Origin of the sequence: Bacteroides sp. 519 (genome assembly GCF_010500955.1) — a bacterium.
Taxonomy (GTDB): domain Bacteria; phylum Bacteroidota; class Bacteroidia; order Bacteroidales; family Bacteroidaceae; genus Bacteroides.
On sequence record NZ_QVMJ01000131.1, the window covers coordinates 1 to 314 of the forward strand.

Below are 314 nucleotides of genomic sequence, written 5' to 3' on the forward strand. Positions count from 1 at the left end.
GGCACACCAGCCTTGCGACTCGATAAATATTTTGCCTTCCTTGTTTTCGTTGCTTCCTACTTTGTTACCAAAGAATGGGGCTTCAATGGCCAGTTCGTCGGGCAAATAGCTTTCGATAATACCTGTAACTCTTTCAAATATGCGTCGAAGTTTCAGATAATCTCCGTGGGCGTAGCTCAAAACTACCTGAAAATTACGGTCGCGCACGTTTTCCTCATTACGGTATCGAAGGCTTTAAGCGTGAGAACCTGCCGATACTCCCGAAAGAATTTAAGCTGTTGCCCCGTCAGGTAAAAGAGGGCACAGAGTACAAG

The 314-nt window shown here is 45.9% G+C and carries 1 pseudogene; it reads right to left on the minus strand.

The features are described 5' to 3' along the window. Positions 1-207: pseudogene (locus D0T85_RS23290) on the minus strand (hypothetical protein); the annotation flags it as partial. Positions 208-314: the final 107 nt, after the last annotated feature.